The sequence below is a fragment of the Leucobacter chironomi DSM 19883 genome, assembly GCF_000421845.1.
In the GTDB taxonomy this organism is placed as follows: domain Bacteria; phylum Actinomycetota; class Actinomycetes; order Actinomycetales; family Microbacteriaceae; genus Leucobacter; species Leucobacter chironomi.
The window spans coordinates 341516-361844 of the sequence record NZ_ATXU01000001.1 but is presented as its reverse complement, the minus strand read 5'-3'; the positions used below and the strand labels follow the sequence as shown (position 1 = coordinate 361844).

Below are 20329 nucleotides of genomic sequence, written 5' to 3'. Positions count from 1 at the left end.
GCGCCGGCACCTTCGCGCCGTGAGCGGCCCCGGGCCGAACCTCGCACTCTCCGCGCGGCAGCGGGCCGATCTGCGGCGCGCGATGCGGGTCGCCCGCGTGCTCGGACTGCTGCTGCCCCTCGCGAGCTTCACGGCCGCGATCATCATGGTGCTGGTGTGGATGCCCAGGATCCCGAACCCCGCGGCGACGCACTGGAGCGGCGGCGGCCCGAACGGCTTCGGCTCTCCCTGGACCTACGTCTGGCTGCCCGTGCTCGCAGGCTACGGCATCGCGACGCTGATGTGGATGATCGTGGCCTACAGCGGTCGCATGCCGGCCGCCTCGCCGAAGCGCGTGCTGCCCGTCTGGTCCGGGTATCATCGATTCCTCACAGCATTCGCCTTCGGCTACGCCGTCTTCTTCACAATCACGATCCTCGCCTCGGTCGGGGCGCAGCTCGATCTCGATGACGCCCACGACGCCCCCGACATCGGCGGGGCGATGCTGCTCGCCTTCGGCGCCTGGGTGCTGGCGACGGGCCTGGCGTGGCTCGTGCAGCCGCGGGTCGAGATCCCCCGGGATCCCGTGCTCGAGAGCGAACCGCTGCCGCTCGCGGAGAGCGAGCGCGCGGTGTGGTTGGGTGAGGTGCGGCCGGCGAAGGGCCTGCTGTGGCTGATCGGCTCGACGGTGCTCGTGCTCGCCGCCGCGACCGTGCTCGTCTTCCTCGCGCCGTTCGAACCCGACGAGCGCGGAGCGGTCGTCGTCACGCGGATCGTCATGCTGTTCGTCCTGCTGCTCGTCGTCGTGCTCTTCTCGACGACCGTCTGGTTCCGGGTGCGCATCGACGAGCACGGGCTCGAAGCCCGATCGGTGCTCGGCTGGCCCGTGATCCGCCTGTCCGCGAGCGAGGTGCAGAGCGTGGAGGCGGCCGAGGTCAATCCGCTCGCCGAGTTCGGCGGATGGGGGCTGCGCTGGGTGCCCGGCCGCTTCGGCATCCTCATGCGCACCGGCGAGGCCCTGATCGCGACGCGCGGCGACGGCCGGATCTTCGCCATCACGCTCGACGACGCCGAGACCGCTGCGGCGGTGCTCGCGGCTGCCGCGCAGCGCGCCGCGGGCGGGAAGGCCGACGACGAGTGCCGAACCGAGAACGACGCAGAGCGAGGACAGGCATGACCGATCACCAGACCTGGCCGGACCGCCTCGAACGGGTGCCGTGGGGGCCGGTCGCCCTCTTCGCGCCGCTGGCCTTCGGGCTGGCCTGGCTCGTGGCGCTGCCGCTCTGGCTCATGGACCTCGAGAGCGCGTCGGCTCAGCTCGTCTTCACCGTCGTCGCCATGGCGATGATGTGCACGCCCGCCATCGCGGCGCTGGTGACGATGCTCGCGACGCGCACGCCCCGCAGCGAACGCCTGCGCTTCCTCGGGATGTGGCCGCTGCGTCCCGCGAAGCGTGTGGTCGGCATGACGCTGCTCGCCCTCTTCGCGCCGCTGGCGTTCTTCGCGCTCACGACCGCGGTGGCCGCGCTGTTCGGGTGGGTGCGGCTCGATCTCGTGCACTTCTCCGGTTTCGTCGAGGCGAGCACCGCGGCGCTGCCCGAGGGGGTGGATCCCGGCATCATGCCGCCCCCGGGCCTGCTCATCGGGGTCAACCTCGCGCTGTTCCCGATTCTCGCGGTGATCCCCAACTCGATCGTCGGCTTCGGCGAGGAACTGGGCTGGCGGGGCTGGCTGCTGCCGGCGCTCCGGCCGCTCGGGCTGTGGCCGTCGCTGCTGCTGAGCGGCGCGATCTGGGGGTTGTGGCACGCGCCGCTCACCCTGCTCGGGCACAACTACGGCCTGTTCGACTGGCGCGGTGTCGCCCTGATGACGCTCAACTGCACGATCCTCGGGGTCGTGTTCGGGTGGCTGCGGCTGCGTTCGGGATCGGTGTGGCCCGCGGTGATCGGGCACGGCGCGCTCAACGGCACGGGCGGCATGATCCTGTGGCTCGTCGCGGCGGGCGAGACCGAGACCTTCAACGCCGCGCTCGCGAGCGTTGCGGGGGTGGCGGGCTGGATCGTGCTCGCGGGCATCATCGCGGTGCTCGCCCTCACGGGGCAGCTGCGGCGCGAACCCGAGCTGGCCGCCGTGCGACCGTCAGCGTGAGCGGATCCAGTGCCTCGCCGCCCCGAGGAGCGCGCGGGGTGCCGGAGCTCGCGGTGAAGCGCTCAGGAGCGCGTGAGCGGGCTCAGGAGCGCTCGGGGAACCACCATACGGGCGCGAGTGCCACGATCGCGCTCAGCACCTCTTCATGGTCGGAGGAGCCGTTCAGCAGCCAGGCCTTGATCGCGCCGACGAGGCCGTGCGCGAAGAAGCGGGCGACGATGGCGCGGTCGACGTCGGGCAGCGGGGGCTGCAACTGAGCGCGACTCTCGAGATACTGCTCGAGAGTCGCGGTGAAGTGGTCGGCCAGCAGGTTGGGGATGGTGCCGTCCTGCTGCGAGTCGATGGAGAGCTCGTAGAGGCTGCGGTGCCTGTCTATGTGGTCGAGCACCTTGCTCACACTGGTGCGGAAGAGCTCGACGGGGTCGCCGCTGGTCGATGCGTAGCCCTCGATGAAGTGGGTGCGGGCCTGGTCGAGATCGAGATCGAGGGCGGCGCCGAGCGCTTCGGCGGGAGTGGTGTAGTGCTTGTAGAAGGTGACCCGGTTGATGCCCGCCTCGGCTGCGAGCTCGGAGACGGTGATGCTCGGGACGGCCTTCTCGGTGGCGAGATCGATAATTGCGCGATTCAGCGCGGCCCGGGTTCGGACGATTCTCGCGTCGGTCATACGACTACCTTAGTGCGCGGATCCGAGGAAGGGCCGGAAACCGGGCGCGTCAGCTCGGCGATGCGATCGGCGGCCTCGGGGTAGCGGTGCTGGAGCTCGGTGCGGTCGCCCAGCTCGAAGCCGTTCCAGGCGAAGGGCGGGGACATCGTCGTGCCGACGAGCGACCAGGAGCCGAGCGGCGACGAGCCCTGCATCACGCCAGGGGGCACCACGAGCTGCGGCAACTGGCCCGAGTCGGGGTCCGGGCCGAGCAGCCGGTGCTCGGCCCGGCCGTCCGGGTGCAGCAGCAGCAGGCTGAGCGGCGCTCCGGCGTACCAGTGGTAGACCTCGACCGAGTCGAGTGCGTGCAGAGCCGAGAAGTCTGGGTCCGCCAGCAGATAGTAGATGGCGCTCGAGTGCTCGTCGAGGTGCATGCGCCGGAAGAGCCCGCCCTCGTGCTCGAGCGGTTCGAGAGCCAGACGGTGCACCCACCTGGCCGCCTCGGGCGGCAGGGCCTCGGAGGCCGATCCGCCGACCGTCGCAGGGCTCACGCGAGCGCCGCCTCGCGGGTCTTGCGGAAGCGCTTGCTCATGAGGATGAGCACGAGCAGGGTCACCACGTAGGGGCCGGCATCGGTGAGCTGTTGCGGCAGGCCGAACGACTGCAGACGGAAGCCGATCGCGTCTGCGAAACCGAACAGCAGCGCCGCGCCGAGCACGCCGACGGGGTGGGCGCGGGCGAGCATGACCGCGACGACCGCGATCCAGCCGCGGCCGGCCGACATGTTCTCGGTGAACTGCACCACGTTGCCGAGCGCGAGCTGCGCCCCGCCGAGCCCGGCGAGCGCGCCGGAGGCGATGACGGCGCCCAGCTGGTAGCGCTGCGGGTTGACGCCCATCGTGGCCGCGGCGAGGGGTCGCTCGCCGACGCCGCGCAGCCGCAGCCCGAGGGGCGTGCGGAACAGCATGATCCAGAGAGCCGGAACGAGCAGCAGTGCGAGGTAGCCGAGCGGGGTGAGCGAGAACAGCGCCCCGAGCACGGGGATGTCGGCGAGCCCGGGGATGCGCCACACGGGGATGCCGTCGATGCCCGGATCCTGGAACACGCCCTGCACGTCGAAGATCGCGACGAGCAGGAAGCTCGTCATGCCCACCGCCAGGATGTTCATCGCGATCGCGAGCACGATGGGGTCGCCCTTGCGGTAGACCGTGCCGTAGCCCAGGATCAGCGAGAACAGTGCGCCGGCGAACATCGCGACGATCACGCCGACGATCCAGTTGTGCGCGAAGAAGGAGGCGGCGACGCCGCAGAAGGCACCGACGAGGATCATGCCCTCGAGGCCGATGTTGAAGATGCCGACGCGCTCCGCGAGCATGCCGCCGAGTGCGGCCAGCAGGATCGGAATGAGGGAGCGCAGCACCGAGGAGACGAGGTCCTGGTCGAACAGGTCGAGGAAGTTCATCGCTCGGACTCCTTCTCGGGTGCGGACTCGGCTGCCTCGGCGACGCCGGCACCGGTGAGGGCCGGTTGCGGCTCGCCCGGGGTGGGCAGCGGCGGGGGTGCGGTCGCGCCGTCGGAGGCGGCCCTCCTGCGCCGGAAGCGCGGCAGCGCCACGCGGAACGCGAGCAGGATGATGACGAGCGCCTGGATCACGGCGGCGATCTGGGGCGACAGCCCGAGCTCACGGCCCATCGCGTCGCTGCCCACCATGATCGCGGCGAAGAAGGTGCCGGCGATGACGATGCCGACCGGGCGGTAGAGGGCGAGCAGGGTGACCAGCAGTGCGGTCCACGCGTAGTTGGTCTGCACGAAGTAGCCCTCGATGAGACGCGTGTTGGGCGCCCCGATCACGAGCATCAGACCGAAGGCGCCCGCGAGGCCGCCGGAGAGTGCCATCGTGCGCAGCACGAGCGGGCCGGGCTGCACGCCTCCGTAGCGCACGAATTCGGCGTTCTGCCCGCTGAGCCCGGACTCGAAGCCGTAGCGCGTGCGGCGGTTCATGAAGATCGTCGCGATGACCACGAGGATCAGCACGATCAGCGACCAGTTGACGCCGGTCAGCACCATCGTGATCGGGTTCGTCGCGCCGAGGCTGCCGCGCAGCGTCTCGGCGAAGCCCGAGTCGCGGGGCACGATCATCGAGAGCTGCACCTCGGGCCGCACCTGGTCGCTGGCCACGAGGTCAGAGCTCGACTCGTCGAGCCGGAACCTGATGAGCCAGGACGAGAAGTAGCGGGCTGGGTAGTTCAGCAGCAGCGTCGAGAGCAGGATCGGCACGCCGAGGAGGTTCTGCAGCACCGCGGCGATGAGCCCCCAGGCCGCGCCCACGACCACGGCGGTCACGAGAGCGAGCAGCAGCACCAGCAGACCGGGGCCCGGCACGTAGATCGCCACGATGCCGCCCGCGAGCGCTCCGAGCCCCGCCTGCCCCTCGGTGCCGAGGTTCAGCACGCCGGCGCGGAAGGCGATGGCGATGGCGATGCCGATGCCGATGATCGGCACGGCGCGCTGCAGCGTGTTCGCGAGGCCCGCGCCGGTGCCGAACGACCCCTGCAGCATGGCGGCGTAGCCGTTCAGCGGATCGACCCCCGCGATCAGCATGAAGCACGCGCCGATCAGGAAGGCCAGCACGATCGAGACCGGGATCGGCCCCGCGAGCCAGCGTCCGACTCTCTGCAGAGCGCTCACAGGGCGGCTCCCTTCTCATCGTGCGCCGAACCCGCCGAACCGGCGAGCGCGGCGGCGAACGCACCCGGGCGATGCCGCTCCTCGGGTTCGTGGCCGGCCATGTAGAGCCCCAGCAGCGCGTCGTTCGCCTCGTGCTTGGGCACCTCGGCGACGATCCGCCCCTCGAACATCACGAGGATGCGCGAGGACAGCGAAATGATCTCGCTCAGCTCGGCCGAGATGAGCAGCAGCGCGCCGCCGTTGTCGCGGTACTCGCAGAGCTCGCGGTGGATGGCCTCGATCGCGCCGATGTCGACGCCGCGCGTGGGCTGCTCGGCGATGAGCAGCGGCGAGCGGTAGTCGAGCTCGCGTGCCACGACCACCTTCTGCAGGTTGCCGCCCGAGAGCGTGCCGACAGGGGTGGTGGGGCTCGCGATCTTCACGCCGAAGCGCCGGATCAGCCGCTGGGCGTGCTCGAGCATGGCCGAGCGGGAGAGCAGGCCCCGCTGCAGGATCGGCGTGCGCCGGTGGTGGCCGAGTGCGAGGTTGTCGATCGCGTCGGCGGTGCCCGCACTGCCGACCGCGTGGCGGTCTTCGGGGATGTAGGCGATGCCGCCGTCGCGGCGCTCGGCGATCGTGGAGCGGCTGAGGTCGGAACCGGACACCGCGACGGTGCCGGAAGTCACCGGGCGCATGCCGATGATCGCCTCGGCGAGCTCGACCTGGCCGTTGCCGGCGACGCCCGCGATGCCGACGATCTCACCGGAGCGCACGAACAGCCCGGCCTCCGAGACGGCGTCGCGCTCGCCGGCGCCGGGCACCGTGAGGCCCCGCACGTCGAGCACGACCTCGCCCGGCGCCAGTGCCGGGGGCGGGGTGGTGAGATCGACGTCGCGGCCGGTCATGTGCCTGGTGATCTCGGCGGGGGAGCTGTCGGCGGTGACGAGCTGGGCCACGTTGCGCCCGTCGCGCAGCACGGTGACGCGGTCGGAGATCGCCATGACCTCGCCCAGTTTGTGGGTGATGATGATGATCGTGCGGCCGTCGGCCTTGAGGGCCCGCAGCACGTCGAAGAGGCGCTCGGTCTCCTGCGGGGTGAGCACGGCGGTGGGCTCGTCGAGGATGAGCACGCGCGCCTCGCGGTACAGGGCCTTCACGATCTCGACGCGCTGCAGCACGCCGACGGGCACGGAGTCGACGCGGGCGTCGGGGTCGATCGAGAGGCCGTAGCGCTCTGCGATCTCGGCCACCTTCCGGCTGGCGGCCCGGCGGTCGATGAGGCCCCGCTTCGTGGGCTCGGCGCGGAACACGACGTTCTCGGCGATGGTGAGCGAGGGGAAGAGCTTGAACGACTGGAAGACCATGCCGATACCGGCATCGATCGCGTCGAGGGGGGAGGAGAGGGTGCGGCGCTCGCCGCGGATGAGGATCTCGCCCTCATCGGGCTGGTACACGCCCGCGAGCATCGACATCAGGATCGACTTGCCCGCGCCGTTCTCGCCCATGAGCGCGTGGATCTCGCCGGCTTCGACCTCGAAGTCGACGTTGTCGTCGGCGAGCACGCCGGGAAAGCGCTTGGTGATGCCGCGCATCGAGACCTCGGCGACCATCATCGCTCCTTCATTCGTGTGCCCTGCGAGTGTTCTGAGTGTATGCGACACCACCGACAACGCCGCCCGGGTCTGCGGAGCCGGGCGGCGTTGTCGGAGAGGTCATCAGGCGGTGGGATCCTTGACCTCGATCTTGCCGCTCACGATGTCATCGCGAACCTGCTTGACCTGGTCGAGCACCTCGGGCTTCTCCATGACGGTGCACTGCGAGTCGGCGGCGTCCTCGGTGAGGCTGACGATGGTCATGCCCTCCTCCTTGAGGCCGAACGAGGTGGTCGCCTCGGTCGAGCTCTTGCCGTCCATGATCTCGCCGACGACGGTCTCGACGACCTTGTCGACGGCCTTGATGGTGCCGTCGACCACGAAGCCGGGAGCCATCGGGCACTGGTTCGCGTCGACGCCGTAGGCCGAGAAGCCCTTCTCGGCGGCGGCCTCCATGATGCCGCCGTTCGCGGCGGCGCCCACTGCGAAGACCTGATCGACGCCGGTGCCGGCGAAGGCGATCGCCTGCTCCTTGGCGCGGGCGGTGTCGGCGAACGGGTTGTCGCCGCCGATGACCTGCGGAGCGACGGTCTCGACTGCCGGGTTGACGCTCTTCGCACCCTCGGCGAAGCCGCCCGAGTACTTCGCGAGCAGCGGGATGTCGAGCGAGATGACCGAACCGACCTTGTCGGCCTCGGTCAGCAGGCCGGCCTCGACGCCGAGCAGGTAGGAAGGCTCCTGCTCGCGGAAGGTCGCCTGGTAGAGGTTCTCGGGCGCGCCCTCGACGAAGGTGTCGATGAGCACGAACTTCTGCTGCGGGTTCTGCTCAGCGAGCTCCAAAGCGACGTCGCCGAACTGGAAGCCGAGCATCACGATGACCTCGGGGGCCTCCGCGATCGCGGCCTCGAGGTTCGAGCGACGCTGCGCGTCGTCCTTCGACTCGAAGGTCTTGGCGCTGCCCTCGAACTCCTCGGCCACGCGGTCGATGCCGACCTTGCCCGACTTGAGGAACTCGTTCTGACCGATGGGGTCGCTTGTGATGTAGATGAACGAGGGGCCCTCGGCACCGGCGTCGCCGCCCTCGGTGTCGGCACCGCCGCTGGAGCACGAGGTGAGCAGGAGAGCCGCGGAAGCGGCGCCCGCGATCAGTGCCGCGCGGGCGCGACGCTTGGTGAAGAACATGGATGATCCTTTCGAGTGGAACGGGAACAGCGGGAGAAGCTTAGACGCGCAGATCGGCGAGCGGAACGCTGGCGAGGGTCTCGCCGCGACCCGGCAGGATCACGCGGCGCTCGGTCACGATCGCGGTGATCAGCTCGTGCGGTGTGACATCGAAGGCCGGGTTGACGGCGCCGATGCCCTCGGGCGCCGTGCGGGTGCCCCCGAAACCGGTGACCTCGGCCGCGCCGCGATCCTCGATCTCGATATCCGCACCGCCCGCCGTCGACATGTCGACCGTCGACTCCGGTGCGACGACGATGAACGGAACCCCCGCGTGCTGCGCGGCGAGGGCGAGCGAGAACGAGCCGATCTTGTTGGCGGTGTCGCCGTTCGCCGCGATGCGGTCGGCGCCGATGAACACCGCGTCTGCGATGCCGCGGGAGAGCAGGAACGGGCCGGCAGAGTCGATGATGAGACGGAACGGTGCCTCCATGCGCTGCAGCTCCCAGGCCGTGAGCCGGGCTCCCTGGAGCAGCGGGCGCGTCTCGAGCGGGAAGGCCTCCTCGAGCGAGCCCTGCTCCAGCAGGGTCTGGATCACGCCGAGCGCGGTGCCGCGCTCGACCGTGGCCAGGCTGCCCGTGTTGCAGATGGTCATCACCCGCACGCGGTCCTTGCCCGTGAGCTCGCGCGTCAGATCGGCGCCGCGCAGGCCCATCGACACGCAGGCCGCGATGTCCTCGTCGCGGATCGCGAGCGCCTCCTCGAGGATCGCCTCAGCGCCGTCCTCGAGGCGGGTGAGGGCCCGATCCACGCCCCAGGAGAGGTTGACCGCGGTGGGCCGCGCCTCGCGCAGCAGCTTCGCCTGACGGCGCACCTCGTCCTGGTCCAGCTCGGTGTCGCCGCCGGACTCTGCGACGCTCGCCGCGATCAGCGCCGTGCCCAGGGCACCCGCGACGCCGAGCGCCGGGGCGCCCCGCACCGCGAGCCGCTGGATGTCGTCGATGAGCTCGGGAAGCTCGGTGACCCGCAGCACCTCGATGCGGTGCGGCAGCAGGGTCTGGTCGATCAGTTCAATGGCTCCGTCGACCCAGTCGATCGTGCGCAAGCGGTGCCCCCTATGGAAATCGCGAATGACTGCAGACCAGAATACCGTTCCCCATCGACTTCCGGGTTCACGAGTCGGTCACGACACGTTCACAGGAGCGAGCGCGTGTCATTTCACCGCCACCCTGCTCGGAGGCGTAGCGTGTGAACTGTCGGGCAGGGTGCCCGACCGAGGGAGGCCCACCGGCACCGCTCGGAGTGCCAACCTCGCTGAAACGGGGCAGCCGCCCCGGAGCAGAGGAGCCATCGTGGCCGAAACCCAGCACCCCGCAACGCCCGCCCCGACGCAGGCGCCCGGCGCCCACGACGATCTCGACGCAGCGCGGCAGGCGCAGCGCACCTACGTGCTCGACACCTCGGTGCTGCTGAGCGATCCCGCCGCGCTGTTCCGCTTCGCCGAGCACTCGGTCGTGCTGCCGGTCGTGGTCGTCATCGAGCTCGAGAAGAAGCGCCACGACCCCGAACTCGGCTACTTCGCCCGCCGTGCCCTGCGCATCCTGGACGAACTGCGCGAGAAGCATCTGCGCCTCGACTTCCCGGTGCCCGTGGGCGACACCGGCGGCACCGTTCGCGTCGAGCTCAACCACTCCAGCGTCGACACGCTGCCGAGCGGGATGCGGCTCGGCGACAACGACACGCGGATCCTCGCCGTTGCGCAGAATCTCGCCGGGGAGGGCCTCGAAGTCACGGTCGTGTCGAAGGATCTGCCGATGCGCCTCAAGGCGGCCGCCATCGGGCTCGGCTCCGAGGAGTACCGGGCCGAGCAAGCCCACGACGACGCCTACAGCGGCACCGCCGCCATCGATCTCGACGAGGAGCAGATGCGGGACCTCTGGGACGAGGACCGCCTCGACGGCGTCGCCGAAGTCGATGGCCTGCCGCGCGGCACCGGTCTGATCCTCACCTCCCCGCGCGGATCCGCCCTCGGCCGCGTGGAGGGACCCGGCTCGCTGCGGCTCGTGCGCGGCGACCGCGAGGTGTTCGGCGTGACGGGCCGCAGCGCGGAGCAGCGCCTCGCCATCGATCTGCTGCTCGACCCGAACTTCGGCATCGTCTCCCTCGGCGGCAGCGCAGGTACCGGCAAGTCGGCGCTCGCGCTCGCCGCCGGGCTCGAAGCGGTGCTCGAACGGCGCCAGCACCGCAAGATCATGGTGTTCCGCCCCCTCTACGCGGTCGGCGGCCAGGAGCTCGGCTACCTGCCCGGCGACCGCGACGAGAAGATGGGGCCGTGGGCGCAGGCCGTGTTCGACACGCTCGGCTCGATCGTCTCCGAGAACGTGCTCGACGAGGTGATCGCGCGAGACCTCATCGAGGTGCTGCCGCTCACGCACATCCGCGGCCGCTCGCTGCACGACGCCTTCGTGATCGTCGACGAAGCGCAGTCGCTCGAACGCGGGGTGCTGCTCACGATGCTCTCGCGCATCGGCCAGAACTCGCGGGTGGTGCTCACGCACGACGTCGCGCAGCGCGACAACCTGCGGGTGGGGCGCTACGACGGGATCGCGGCCGTGATCGAGAAGCTCAAGGGGCACCCGCTGTTCGGGCACGTGACGCTCACCCGCTCCGAGCGCAGCGAGATCGCGGCGCTCGTCACCGAACTGCTCGACACTCCGTAGCCGGCGCCTCCTACGGCTGGGCCCCTCCGCGAGATCCGGGGAGGGGCCCAGCCGCGAGGGGCAGTGCGGGCTCAGTTCGCGCGCTGCTGCGCGAGCGCGTCGATCCGAGCGCGCACGACCGGCCAGAAGGCGTCGGCCCAGATCTCGTAGCCGCGGTCGTTCGGGTGGAAGGCGTCCTCGGCGAACTCGGTGAGAATGCCCCGCACGCCCCGGGCCCGCGTCGCCTCGTAGATCGGCACCACCGCGAGCCCGCGATCCGCTGCGATGGTGCGCAGGATCCGGTTCGCCTCGCGCACCCGGCGGTCGTTCCAGGGCAGGTGGAAGGAGGGCACCTCGCCCACGATGGTGTGGTCGGGCAGCGCGTCGAGGATGGCCGAGAGGTTGCGGTGGAAGGCCCGCGGATCCCACTGCGCGATGTCGTTCGCGCCGATGTCGAGCGTGACGAGGTCGGGGCTGTGCCGTGCGAGCACCTTCGCGGCGCGCGGCAGCTGATCCCGCGCGCACAGATTCGAGGGCGCCCCGGAGACGCCGAGGTTCGTGACCGCGATCGGCTCCCCCAGGTGGGCCTCGATGCGGTCGGCGAGCTGCCCCACGTAGCTGCGTCCGGGGCTGCTCGCCCCGATGCCCTGCGCCGTCGAATCGCCGAGCGCGAGATAGAGGAAATCGCCCGGCTGCTTGCGGCGTTCGCGCCACCAGGCGGCGGTGACGGGCTGCATCTCGGCGAGCCGCATGAGCGGGCGGTTCGCCCACTCGTACAGCCGGTGCCACTTCACCAGTTGCGCGAAGGTCGCCGCCGCCGACAGTGCAAGGGCTTTCGCTCCGTGCGCGGGGGACTGGGCCAGCATCATCCCTCCAGCGTAGCGAGCGTCGCTGACACCGGCCCGCTTGGCGTGCGGTCGCCCGATAACGACGCAGGGGGTTCGGGATCGCGTGATCCCGAACCCCCTGCGCGTGAGCGCCGAGCTACTTGGCGACGCCCGGGTGGGTCATCGACAGCAGGTCGAGCGCCTTGTCGAGGTCGGCCTCCGAAACCTCGCCGCGCTCGACGTAGCCGAGATCGACGACGGCCTCGCGCACCGTGATGCCCTTCTTCACCGAGTGCTTCGCGATCTTCGCCGCGGCCTCGTAGCCGATGAGGCGGTTGAGCGGGGTGACGGTCGAGGGGCTCATGCCGGCCAGGGCCGCCGCGCGCTCGAGGTTCGCCTCGAGCCCCTTGACGGTCTTGTCGGCGAGCACGATCGAGGCGTTCGCGAGCAGGCGGATCGACTCGAGCAGCGCGGTGCCCATGACCGGGATCTGCACGTTGAGCTCGAACGAGCCCGAAGCGCCGGCCCACGCGATCGTCGCATCGTTGCCGATGACGCGCGCGCACACCATGAGCACGGCCTCGGGGACGACCGGGTTGACCTTGCCGGGCATGATCGAGGAGCCGGGCTGCAGATCGGGAATGTGCAGCTCGGCGAGGCCCGTGTTGGGGCCCGAACCCATCCAGCGGATGTCGTTGTTGATCTTGGTCAGCGACACGGCGATGGTGCGCAGCGCGCCCGAGGCCTCGACGAGGCCGTCGCGGTTGGCCTGCGCCTCGAAGTGGTTGCGGGCCTCGGTGATCGGCAGGCCGCTCGACGCCGCGATCTCCGAGATGACCTTCTCGGGGAAGCCGAGGGGGGTGTTGATGCCGGTGCCGACGGCGGTGCCGCCCTGGGGCACCTCGGCGACGCGGGGGAGTGCCGCCTCGACGCGCTCGATGCCGTAGCGGATCTGCGCGGCGAAGCCGCCGAACTCCTGGCCGAGAGTGACGGGGGTGGCGTCCATGAGGTGGGTGCGGCCCGACTTCACGGCGGTCTTCCACAGCTCGGCCTTCTCCTCGAAGGCCTCGGCGAGGTGCTCCAGCGCGGGCTTGAGCTGCTCGATGAGCGCGCCCGTGACGGCGATGTGCACCGAGGTCGGGAAGACGTCGTTCGACGACTGCGAAGCGTTGACGTGGTCGTTCGGGTGCACGGGGGCGCCGAGATGCTTCGTGGCGAGCGTCGCGAGCACCTCGTTCATGTTCATGTTCGAGGAGGTGCCCGAACCGGTCTGGTAGGTGTCGACCGGGAACTGGTCGTGGTGCGCGCCGCCGATGATCTCGTCGGCGGCGGCAACGATCGCGTCCGCGATGCCGGCCTCGAGGATGCCGAGCTCCTTGTTGGCGATCGCCGCGGCGCGCTTGATGCGGGCCAGCGCCACGATCTGGGCCGGCTCGAGGCCCTTGCCCGAGATGGGGAAGTTCTCGACGGCGCGCTGCGTCTGCGCGGCGTAGAGGGCGTTCTTGGGAACGCGCACCTCGCCCATGGTGTCGTGCTCGATGCGGTACTCGATTTCGGTCACTGCATTCCTTTTCTCTTCGTCATCCCGCGCTGAATCGTGGGATCTCGGTGGCTGAAAGCGGATCAGATGGGAGGGGGAGTCGTCAGTCGATCGGCGCGAGCTCGACATCGACGGGGCCGACCACGCTGTAGGGCACGGCACGCCCCTCGGTGAGCCGGTACTGGCAGCCGACGATCGCGAGCCTGCCGGAGTCGACCGCGTCGCTGATCGCGCGCGAGGAGCGCAGCAGCGCGTTCACGGTGGCGGTCAGGTGGATGCGCCCCACGGCGTTGGCGTCGATCCGCGCTGCGTCCGCGTAGGGGGTGTCGGTGTGCTCGCGCAGCCAGAGCCGCTGCACGGAGGGCTGGATCGGGGCGAGCGTGTTGCGCACCGACTCCGTCACCGCGGACGGCTCGCGGCCGGTCTGGTCGATCGCGGCTGCGACCGCGCCGCACGAGTCGTGCGCGAGCACCACGATCAGCGCCGAGCCGAGCGCGGTGACCGCGTACTCCATCGACGCCGTGATCGACTCGGCGACGACGTGACCCATGTTGCGCGCGATGAAGAGATCACCGAGGCCGCGATCGAAGATGATCTCGGCGGCCATGCGCGAGTCGGCGCAGCCGAAGAGCGCGACGTCAGGGGTCTGAGTGTTGGCGAGCTCGCTGCGGCGCTCGACGTCCTGATTGGGGTGCGCCGATGCGCCGGCGACGAACCGCTCGTTGCCGGCGATGAGTTCGTCCCAGGCCTGCTGAGGGGTCACTCGAGGTGAGGTCATCACTGCTCCTTCGATGCCGTGAGCGAGCCGGCGACCTCGGCCGCCAGCGTACGAATAGTGGCCGGGCTGTCGGTGCCGTAGACGAGGATCGTGTCGCCCTCCCAGTCGCCCTGCAGGCCGAACAGCATGTTGCTCGCGTCGGGGCTGCGGTCGGGGTGCTCGTACACGACCCAGTCGATGCCGCCGATCTGCTCCGCGCCCGTCGGGGCCTGCTGCTCGAGCGCCTGCGAGATCCACCGCTCGTTGACGGCGGAGCCGTCCGCGGTGAAGGCCTGCACGACGGCGGCGTACGCCTGATGGCCCGTGGCCTCGTCGACGGTGGTGTAGTCGATCTGCCAGGAGGTGACGCCGTCGCGCTGGCGCAGGCCCGCGTTCTTGGCCTTCCAGCTCTCGGGCACCTCGGGGGCGGCGAGCGTGCGGCCCGCGCTCGGCGAAGCCTCGACCGCGAGGGAGGCGACGTCGACCGAGTGGTCTTCGAAGCCGCTCTTGCCGCCGACGAGACCGGGCGCCATGAGCACGATCACCAGCATCAGTCCGACGCTCACGATCAGCGAGAAGACCAGGTTGTTGACGGTCTTGCGCTGGCGGTACATGCGGCTGTCGTGGGCTTTGCGCGCGGCGGTCTCGGACGGGGTCTCCGGGCGGCCGAGCTCGGCCACCACCACCGGGGGCTTCTGCTTCTTCGCCATGCCCTACGCGTCCGCTCCGGACGCGGCCTCGACGGAGCCGCCCTGACGGGCCGCCTCCAAGCGCTGGCGCGCACCGAGCAGCCACTCCTCGCAGCGAGCCGCCAGCGCCTCACCGCGCTCCCACAGCTGCAGCGACTCCTCAAGGGTGATGCCGCCCTGCTCGAGCCTGCTCACCACCTGGACGAGTTCGTCGCGCGCCTGCTCGTAACTGAGCGCGGCGGGATCCTGGCTTGCCGTTTCTGCCATGCCGCCCAGCTTACCGCCCGCCGCTGACAACCGACGATCCGGCGGCCCGGCTCAGGCGCCGGCAGGCCCGTCCGAGGTCGCGTCGAGGCGGCCCCCCGCGAGGGAGAGGCGGATCCGGGCGCCCTCCGGGGCATCGGCCGGATCGCGCAGCACGGCGCCGGCCGCGCCGTCCGCCGCCGTGAGCTGCGCGATCGCATAGCCGCGCTCGAGCGTCGCACGCGGGGAGAGCGCTCCCAGGCGGGCTCGCGCCTCGCCGAGCGCGAGCCCGCGATCCTCGACCGCCCGATCCGCGAGCTCCGTGCCCCGCGCCACCCAGCGCACCAGCTCCTCGGCCCGCTCGTCGACGATGCGCTCGGGCTGCGCCAGCACCGGCCGCCCCCGCAGCTGCAGCACCCGATCCGTCTCGTGCGCGAGCAGCTGACCCAGGCGCGCGCTCATGCGAGCCCGCGCCTGATCGAGGCCCGCGAGTTCCTCGCCCACGTCCGGCACCACGCGCTTCGCCGCGTCGGTCGGGGTGGAAGCGCGCAGATCCGCCACCTCGTCGAGCAGCGGGCGATCCGCCTCATGCCCGATCGCGCTCACGAGCGGCGTGCTCGCGCCCGCCGCCGCCCGCACCACGCGCTCATCGCTGAACGGCAGCAGGTTCTGGAAGTCGCCGCCGCCGCGCGCGACGACGATCACCTCGACCTCGGGATCGCGATCCAGCGCCTCGATACCGGCAGCCACCTCGGCCGCCGCGCGATCCCCCTGCACCGCCGCGTAGTGGATCTTGAACCGCACGCCCGGCCAGCGCAGCGTCGCATTGCGGATCACATCCTTCTCGGCGTCCGAATCGCGCCCCGTCACGAGCCCGATGAGTCCCGGCAGGAACGGCAGCGGACGCTTGCGGGACGGATCGAAGAGGCCCTCCGCCTGCAGCTGGCGACGCAGCCGTTCGAGACGCTCCAGCAGCTCGCCGAGCCCCACATGCGACAGCTCGAAGACCTGCACCGTGAGGCTGCCGCCCTTCACCCAGAAGTTCGGCTTCACGAGCGCGATCACCCGGTCGCCCTGCGCGAACTCGCTCGTGAGCCGCTGCGCGACCGAACGCCACACGGTGAAACTCACCGTCGCATCCTGTCCCAGATCCTTGAGCTTGCCGTAGACGTGGCCGCCGCGCAGCTGCCACTGCGTGATCTCGCCCTCGATCCAGACCTGTCCGAGCCGATCGATCCACGCCGCGATCTTCTCGCTCATGAGACCCACCGGCCACGGAGCGTCGCGGGTGGCGGGTGCCTGGGATCCTGCTTCGGCCATGCGGACCAGCCTAGCCGCAGCCCCGACGGCCCTGAATGCGAAGAGGGACGGCCCAGGTAGGGCCGGTAGAATCGGGGCCATGAGTGACGTCCTCGCTGCCCAGACCGCCCCGCAGGCCCGGGATCCGCGCACCATCGGTGCGCCGGTCGTCAGCCTTGCGATGCCCCGGCTGCGGCGAGAAGCGGGCCGGCTGAAGAACGAACCCGTCTCGGGGGAGAAGAAGGTGCTGCTCGCGGCGCCCCGCGGCTACTGCGCCGGTGTGGACCGCGCCGTCGTCGCCGTGGAGAAGGCGCTCGACCGCTACGGCGCCCCCGTGTACGTGCGCAAGCAGATCGTGCACAACGTGCACGTGGTGCGGACGCTCGAGAAGATGGGGGCGATCTTCGTCGAGGAGGTCGACGAGGTGCCCGAGGGTGCGAACGTCGTGTTCTCGGCCCACGGCGTCTCGCCCGCCGTGGTGAACGCCGCCGAAGAGCGCGGCCTTCACGCCATCGATGCCACCTGCCCGCTCGTCACCAAGGTGCACCGCGAGGCCGTGCGCTTCGCGAAGCAGGATCTCGAGATCCTGCTCATCGGCCACACCGGCCACGAGGAGGTCGAGGGCACCGCTGGAGAGGCTCCCGATCACATCACCATCGTGAACTCCCCGGAGGACGTCGACACGCTCGAGGTCGAGAATCCGGACAAGCTCGTCTGGCTCTCCCAGACGACGCTCTCGGTCGACGAGACGATGGAGACCGTGCGCAGGCTCCGCGAGAAGTTCCCGAGTCTGCAGGACCCGCCGAGCGACGACATCTGCTACGCCACGCAGAACCGCCAGGTCGCGATCAAGAAGATCGCCCGGCAGGCCGATCTCGTGATCGTCGTCGGCTCGTCGAACTCGTCGAACTCGGTGCGCCTGGTCGAGGTGGCCCTGGAGTACGGCGCAAAGGCGGCCTACCGCGTCGACTTCGCCAGCGAGGTCAAGCAGGAGTGGCTCGACGGCGTGCGCACCATCGGAGTGACGAGCGGCGCCTCGGTGCCCGAGGTGCTCGTGCAGGAACTGCTCGACGACCTCGCCGATGCCGGCTACTCGGATGTCGAGGCGACCGTCACGGCCGAGGAGGACCTGGTCTTCTCACTGCCCAAGGAGCTGCGGCAGGACGCCTCGGGCAACCGCGACGCGCGGGCCCTCGGGGGGCGCGTGCGCTGACGCGCTGCGGCCTGTCGGCCTATGCTCACGTCGCGCGAGGCACGAGCGGTGCGGGCAGCACTTCGCGACGCATGGCGGAAGGCCGCTCGGGAAGTTCGAGCAGTTCGAGCATCATGCGGGCCGCGCGTTGCCCGAAGACGAGCGGGCTCAGGTCGACCGATGTGATCGGAGGCGTGTGGTACTCCATCATGGTGCTGTCCACTCCTGAGACGAGCTTGACGTCCTCGCCGACGACGTACCCCAAACTGCGCAGCACGCCGGCGATTCTGACCGCGATGCTGTCTCCGCAGATGAACAGCCCATCGCAGGACTCGGCGTGCTCGCCGATCGCTGCGGCCAGTTTCTGGCGCAGCGAACCGTTCCCCTCGCCGGGGTCGAGGCGAACCACCTCGGGGGGGATCCCGCGTTCAGCGCACCATTCGCGGTATCGGGCCTCGATGCTCACGGTCCACTGCGAGACCGTCTCGACGGTCAGCAGCCCCGGGCGTTCGCTGCCTCTCGCGACCATGATGTCGAGCGCCTCGGTTGTGCTGGTGCGCGTATCGGACTCGACGACTCCCCAGGGCTCTGCTGAGCCAGGAGGAGCGGGGTCGATGCAGACGGTGGCGGCTTCGCCGCGCAGAATCTCATGCGTGCCGAGATCGTCCGAGTGCGGCTCGACCAGGATGTATCCGTCGACGGCTGGCAGATCCCGCAGGTCTCCGGTTTCGCTGGCTGAGGGCAGCATGACCGGCGAATACCCGGAGTCGGCCAGTCCGGCGACCACCCCGCGGGTGATCTCGCCGTAGTAGAGCGGATACTCCATGAGGGACGCGGGGGTGTAGATGCCGATGGAACCGACCCGCGAGAGCCGCAGGGCGCGCCCACTCTGATTGGGTCGATATCCGAGACGATCGGCCTCGGCGAGGATGACTGCACGCGTCGACTCCGAGACGCCAGGCTTGCCATTGATCGCCATGGATACCGCGGCCACCGAGAAGCCGGTGCTTGCCGCAATATCAGTCAGTTTCGTCGCCATAGTCCTCCGTTGCCGTCCCGAGTATAGCGACGGCAATCGTCGTGGCATCGTTCGCAGCCATTGCGGCTTGACACCTCGATGCGCGGTCGTCTAAGGTCGCTTCTCGTAGCTTAAACGATTAAGTTACTGAAAGACCTGTCTTGACAAAGGAGTCCTGTGGAGCACGTTTCTCTCGACCTCGCCATTCTGAACGGCGCGGTGTTCGACGGTGAGCAGTATATTCCGGCTCCCCACCACATCGGTATCCGCGACGGTCGAATCGTGATGGTCGGCCAGGAGGTGCTGGACGCTATCGAGAGCTCGACCGAGGTGGTCGACGCGGACGGCAAGCTCGTGCACCCCGGCATGAACGACTCGCACGTCCACCCGATCGAAGCGGGGATGGAGATGCTCGGCTGCGACCTGAGCGAGGGGTACACCCGCGAGGACTACCTCAAGCTGGTGCACGCGTACGTCGAAGAAAACCCCGACGTCGACTGGATCATCGGCGCAGGCTGGCAGCAGGCCGCCTTCCCCGGCGGAACCCCGGTGAAGGAAGACTTGGACGCGATCTGCACGGACCGGGCGATCATCATCTCGAACCGCGACCATCACAGCGCCTGGGTGAACAGCGAAGCTCTCCGCCGATGCGGTATCGACCGGAACACCCCCGACCCTGCAGACGGGCGGATCGAGCGCGACGACCAGGGCGAACCGACCGGAACACTGCACGAAGGCGCGCGCATGCTCGCCCTCCGCCACGCCCCGCAGCCCACCGTCGAGTTCATGTACGAAGGGTTCCTCGTCGGTCAGCGCAAACTCATCGAATACGGCATCACGAGCTGGCAGGACGCGCTGATCGGCCAGTACGGCAATCACAGCCCCGAGTTCTACAACGTCTATCGTGCGGCAGAAGAGCGCGGCGAACTGATCGCACGGGTCAACGGTGCGCTCTGGTGGGAGCGCACCCAAGGCGTCGAACAGATCGCAGACTTCGCCGCACGTCGAGCCGCGGTGGCCGGGCGCCGGTTCCGCGCCGACACCGTCAAGATCATGCAGGACGGCGTGGCCGAGAACCAGACCGCGGCAATGATCACGCCCTACCTCGCTCCGGGATGCGAGCATCGCGTCTCCGACAACTCCGGCATCTCCTTCGTCGATCCCGAGCGCCTGCGCGAATACGTCACCGAGCTCGACAGGCAAGGCTTCCAGGTGCACTTCCACGCCCTCGGCGACCGCGGCGTGCGCGAGGCCCTCGACGCAGTCGAGCAGGCACGCGAGACGAACGGCGAGGCATCGACCATGATGCACACGATCGCCCACATCCAAATCATCAACCCCGACGACGTGCCCCGCTTCGCGCAGCTCAACGCCTCTGCGAACATGCAGCCGCTCTGGGCCAGCTACGACCCCCAGATGCTCGAACTGACCGTGCCATTCCTCGGCGACGAGCGGGTGGGGCACCAGTACCCCTTCGCCTCCCTGCTCGGCGCAGGCAGCCACCTGAGCGGCGGCTCGGATTGGCCGGTCACCTCGGCCGACCCGTGGCTCGGGATCCACGTCGCGGTGAACCGCCAGGTGCCCGCCGACCACCCCGACTTCAGCGAACGCGTGTTCCTCGAACACGAGCGGCTCCCGCTCGCCGCCGCCCTGCGGGCCTACACCCTCGGCGGCATCGAGACCAACGGTCGCGATCACGAAGTCGGGCGTATCGCCCCCGGAATGCTCGCCGACGTCGTCATCGCGAATCGCGATCCCTTCCTCGGCGAGAGCGCGAGCATCCACGAAACCGTGGCAGAGCGGGTCTACGTCGACGGTCGCCTCGTGCACAGCCGCTGATCCACACCCTGCGACCCCATCCGCACCTCGAATCCA

Annotated in this window: 19 protein-coding genes; 5 read left to right on the top strand and 14 right to left on the bottom strand. The window is 69.9% G+C overall.

What is annotated here, in order from left to right; all coding sequences use genetic code 11:
• Window positions 1-19 precede the first annotated feature (19 nt).
• Entirely contained in the window at window positions 20-1156 is a 1137-nt protein-coding gene (locus H629_RS0101495; protein WP_152485615.1) for a DUF1648 domain-containing protein, read from the top strand.
• A complete protein-coding gene (locus tag H629_RS0101490; RefSeq protein ID WP_024355591.1) occupies window positions 1153-2127 on the top strand; it encodes a CPBP family intramembrane glutamic endopeptidase in 975 nt (324 codons plus the stop codon). The genes H629_RS0101495 and H629_RS0101490 overlap by 4 nt, the downstream gene beginning before the upstream one ends.
• A gap of 82 nt (window positions 2128-2209) precedes the next feature.
• On the opposite strand, the gene H629_RS0101485 is transcribed toward H629_RS0101490, so the two are convergent.
• From H629_RS0101485 to mtnA, 7 genes are all read right to left on the bottom strand, one after another.
• Window positions 2210-2791, bottom strand: coding sequence for a TetR/AcrR family transcriptional regulator (locus tag H629_RS0101485; RefSeq protein ID WP_024355590.1), 582 nt, complete (start codon window positions 2789-2791; stop codon window positions 2210-2212).
• Window positions 2788-3321 (bottom strand): cupin domain-containing protein, encoded by a 534-nt coding sequence (locus H629_RS0101480; RefSeq protein ID WP_051137761.1) that lies wholly within the window; start codon window positions 3319-3321, stop codon window positions 2788-2790. Before H629_RS0101480 ends, H629_RS0101485 begins: the two co-directional genes overlap by 4 nt.
• Window positions 3318-4232: an ABC transporter permease gene (locus H629_RS0101475; RefSeq protein ID WP_029746435.1), complete on the bottom strand. Its 915-nt coding sequence runs from the start codon at window positions 4230-4232 to the stop codon at window positions 3318-3320. The genes H629_RS0101480 and H629_RS0101475 overlap by 4 nt, the downstream gene beginning before the upstream one ends.
• Window positions 4229-5458, bottom strand: a complete 1230-nt coding sequence (locus H629_RS0101470; protein WP_024355587.1) for an ABC transporter permease — start codon at window positions 5456-5458, stop codon at window positions 4229-4231. The genes H629_RS0101475 and H629_RS0101470 overlap by 4 nt, the downstream gene beginning before the upstream one ends.
• Window positions 5455-7047, bottom strand: coding sequence for an ABC transporter ATP-binding protein (locus tag H629_RS0101465; protein ID WP_024355586.1), 1593 nt, complete (start codon window positions 7045-7047; stop codon window positions 5455-5457). Before H629_RS0101465 ends, H629_RS0101470 begins: the two co-directional genes overlap by 4 nt.
• Window positions 7048-7152: 105 nt before the next feature.
• On the bottom strand, window positions 7153-8211 hold the full coding sequence (locus H629_RS0101460; protein WP_024355585.1) for a BMP family ABC transporter substrate-binding protein: 1059 nt from the start codon (window positions 8209-8211) through the stop codon (window positions 7153-7155).
• A gap of 40 nt (window positions 8212-8251) precedes the next feature.
• Window positions 8252-9295, bottom strand: a complete 1044-nt coding sequence (gene mtnA / locus H629_RS0101455) for an S-methyl-5-thioribose-1-phosphate isomerase (protein WP_024355584.1) — start codon at window positions 9293-9295, stop codon at window positions 8252-8254.
• A 247-nt stretch (window positions 9296-9542) separates the two neighbouring features.
• On the opposite strand from mtnA, the gene H629_RS0101450 reads away from it, so the two are divergent.
• A complete protein-coding gene (locus H629_RS0101450; RefSeq protein WP_024355583.1) occupies window positions 9543-10910 on the top strand; it encodes a PhoH family protein in 1368 nt (455 codons plus the stop codon).
• Between the two features lie 71 nt (window positions 10911-10981).
• Here the strand turns inward: H629_RS0101450 and H629_RS0101445 are convergent, their stop codons facing one another.
• The 6 genes from H629_RS0101445 to xseA all read right to left on the bottom strand — a co-directional run bounded on the left by H629_RS0101445 (window position 10982) and on the right by xseA (window position 16265).
• Window positions 10982-11758, bottom strand: a complete 777-nt coding sequence (locus tag H629_RS0101445) for an SGNH/GDSL hydrolase family protein (protein ID WP_024355582.1) — start codon at window positions 11756-11758, stop codon at window positions 10982-10984.
• A gap of 115 nt (window positions 11759-11873) precedes the next feature.
• A complete protein-coding gene (locus H629_RS0101440; RefSeq protein WP_024355581.1) occupies window positions 11874-13277 on the bottom strand; it encodes a class II fumarate hydratase in 1404 nt (467 codons plus the stop codon).
• Window positions 13278-13359: 82 nt separating this feature from the next.
• The gene (locus tag H629_RS0101435) at window positions 13360-14034 is read right to left on the bottom strand and encodes a carbonic anhydrase (RefSeq protein WP_024355580.1); all 675 of its coding nucleotides are present in this window, start codon (window positions 14032-14034) and stop codon (window positions 13360-13362) included.
• A complete protein-coding gene (locus H629_RS0101430; protein WP_024355579.1) occupies window positions 14034-14723 on the bottom strand; it encodes a DUF4245 family protein in 690 nt (229 codons plus the stop codon). Before H629_RS0101430 ends, H629_RS0101435 begins: the two co-directional genes overlap by 1 nt.
• A 3-nt stretch (window positions 14724-14726) precedes the next feature.
• Window positions 14727-14969, bottom strand: coding sequence for an exodeoxyribonuclease VII small subunit (locus tag H629_RS0101425; protein ID WP_024355578.1), 243 nt, complete (start codon window positions 14967-14969; stop codon window positions 14727-14729).
• A 51-nt stretch (window positions 14970-15020) separates the two neighbouring features.
• The gene (xseA, locus tag H629_RS0101420; RefSeq protein ID WP_024355577.1) at window positions 15021-16265 is read right to left on the bottom strand and encodes an exodeoxyribonuclease VII large subunit; all 1245 of its coding nucleotides are present in this window, start codon (window positions 16263-16265) and stop codon (window positions 15021-15023) included.
• 160 nt (window positions 16266-16425) lie between these two features.
• On the opposite strand from xseA, the gene H629_RS0101415 reads away from it, so the two are divergent.
• Entirely contained in the window at window positions 16426-17457 is a 1032-nt protein-coding gene (locus H629_RS0101415; RefSeq protein ID WP_029746433.1) for a 4-hydroxy-3-methylbut-2-enyl diphosphate reductase, read from the top strand.
• 25 nt (window positions 17458-17482) lie between these two features.
• Here H629_RS0101415 and H629_RS0101410 read toward each other — a convergent pair whose 3' ends face one another.
• Entirely contained in the window at window positions 17483-18475 is a 993-nt protein-coding gene (locus H629_RS0101410; RefSeq protein WP_024355575.1) for a LacI family DNA-binding transcriptional regulator, read from the bottom strand.
• 156 nt (window positions 18476-18631) lie between these two features.
• Between H629_RS0101410 and H629_RS0101405 the strand changes: the two genes are divergently transcribed.
• On the top strand, window positions 18632-20293 hold the full coding sequence (locus H629_RS0101405; protein ID WP_024355574.1) for an amidohydrolase: 1662 nt from the start codon (window positions 18632-18634) through the stop codon (window positions 20291-20293).
• The last annotated feature ends 36 nt before the right edge of the window (window positions 20294-20329 follow it).

Bases quoted from the DNA above. Each gene is read 5' to 3' on its own strand.
- H629_RS0101490 (WP_024355591.1), top strand. From the start codon at position 1,153: ATGACCGATCACCAGACCTGGCCGGACCGCCTCGAACGGGTGCCGTGG.
- H629_RS0101485 (WP_024355590.1), bottom strand. From the start codon at position 2,791: ATGACCGACGCGAGAATCGTCCGAACCCGGGCCGCGCTGAATCGCGCA.
- H629_RS0101475 (WP_029746435.1), bottom strand. From the start codon at position 4,232: ATGAACTTCCTCGACCTGTTCGACCAGGACCTCGTCTCCTCGGTGCTG.
- H629_RS0101465 (WP_024355586.1), bottom strand. From the start codon at position 7,047: ATGGTCGCCGAGGTCTCGATGCGCGGCATCACCAAGCGCTTTCCCGGC.
- H629_RS0101460 (WP_024355585.1), bottom strand. From the start codon at position 8,211: ATGTTCTTCACCAAGCGTCGCGCCCGCGCGGCACTGATCGCGGGCGCC.
- H629_RS0101445 (WP_024355582.1), bottom strand. From the start codon at position 11,758: ATGATGCTGGCCCAGTCCCCCGCGCACGGAGCGAAAGCCCTTGCACTG.
- H629_RS0101435 (WP_024355580.1), bottom strand. From the start codon at position 14,034: ATGACCTCACCTCGAGTGACCCCTCAGCAGGCCTGGGACGAACTCATC.
- H629_RS0101430 (WP_024355579.1), bottom strand. From the start codon at position 14,723: ATGGCGAAGAAGCAGAAGCCCCCGGTGGTGGTGGCCGAGCTCGGCCGC.
- H629_RS0101425 (WP_024355578.1), bottom strand. From the start codon at position 14,969: ATGGCAGAAACGGCAAGCCAGGATCCCGCCGCGCTCAGTTACGAGCAG.
- xseA (WP_024355577.1), bottom strand. From the start codon at position 16,265: ATGGCCGAAGCAGGATCCCAGGCACCCGCCACCCGCGACGCTCCGTGG.
- H629_RS0101415 (WP_029746433.1), top strand. From the start codon at position 16,426: ATGCCCCGGCTGCGGCGAGAAGCGGGCCGGCTGAAGAACGAACCCGTC.
- H629_RS0101410 (WP_024355575.1), bottom strand. From the start codon at position 18,475: ATGGCGACGAAACTGACTGATATTGCGGCAAGCACCGGCTTCTCGGTG.